The organism is Dietzia sp. SLG310A2-38A2 (assembly GCF_014145095.1).
In the GTDB taxonomy this organism is placed as follows: Bacteria; Actinomycetota; Actinomycetes; order Mycobacteriales; family Mycobacteriaceae; genus Dietzia.
In genome coordinates this window covers 1-1,149 of sequence record NZ_JAALDX010000523.1, presented here as the reverse complement: position 1 = coordinate 1,149, position 1,149 = coordinate 1, and the positions used below count along the sequence as shown (strand labels likewise).

Annotated in this window: 2 protein-coding genes; both read left to right on the top strand. The window is 71.1% G+C overall.

What is annotated here, in order from left to right:
• The coding region (locus G6027_RS16575; protein ID WP_182638109.1) for an HAD-IC family P-type ATPase at positions 1-858 on the top strand (858 nt) is incomplete at its 5' end.
• 3 nt (positions 859-861) lie between these two features.
• Positions 862-1,149: potassium-transporting ATPase subunit C (locus tag G6027_RS16570; protein ID WP_182638108.1), on the top strand; the 288-nt coding region annotated here is incomplete at its 3' end.

The following is a 1,149-nucleotide window of genomic DNA, read 5'->3' as shown; positions in this document are numbered from 1 at the left end:
TCCGTCGAGCGCATCGCCCGGCGCGGGGCCACCCCGCTGGTGGTGGCCGAGATGACGGTCCGGGCGAACGGGACCGGGGACGACGAGGCCGGCGAGCTGGTCCCGATCGGCGCACCCCGCGTCCTCGGGGCGATCGAGCTCTCGGACGTGGTCAAACCGGGGATGCGCGAGCGATTCGCGGAACTGCGGGCCATGGGCATCCGCACCGTGATGATCACCGGCGACAACCCACTCACCGCTGCCGCGATCGCCGAGGAGGCGGGGGTCGACGACTACCTGGCCGAGGCCACCCCGGACGACAAACTCGCGCGGATCCGCGCCGAGCAGACCGGGGGCCGCCTGGTCGCGATGACCGGTGACGGCACCAACGACGCCCCCGCCCTGGCCCAGGCCGACGTGGGTGTGGCCATGAACACCGGGACCACCGCCGCCAAGGAGGCCGGCAACATGGTGGACCTGGACTCGGACCCCACCAAGCTCATCGACATCGTGGGGATCGGCAAACAGCTGCTCATCACCCGCGGCGCGCTCACCACGTTCTCGTTGGCCAACGACCTGGCCAAGTACTTCGCCATCCTGCCCGCGCTGTTCGTGGGGATCTTCCCGCAACTGGACAAGCTCAACGTCATGGGGCTCGCGAGCCCCGAGTCGGCGATCCTGTCCGCGGTGATCTTCAACGCGATCGTGATCGTGCTGCTGGTCCCGCTCGCGCTCAGGGGCGTGACGTACCGCGCCGCCTCCGCCGCATCCCTGCTGCGGCGCAACCTGCTGATCTACGGGCTCGGTGGCGTGATCGCGCCGTTCCTCGGGATCTGGCTCATCGACCTGCTCGTCCGACACCTCCCCGGGATCGCGTGACTCATGTCCACTCTCACCACTGCCCTGCGCCAGCTGCGGCCGGCCCTCGTCGTCGTCGCCCTCTTCACCCTCCTGTGCGGCCTCGCCTATCCCGTCTCGGTCTGGGCGGTCTCCCGGATCGACACCGCGTCGGCCGAGGGGTCGATCGTCCGGGACGGCGCCGGGTGCGCGGTCGGCTCCGCCCTGTTGGCCACCGATCCGCAGGTCGAGCCCGGCCAGCCCGATCCGTACTTCCACGCCCGCGTCGTGGGGTCCGGGGACCAGACCGACCCGACCGCGGCCGCCATGGCG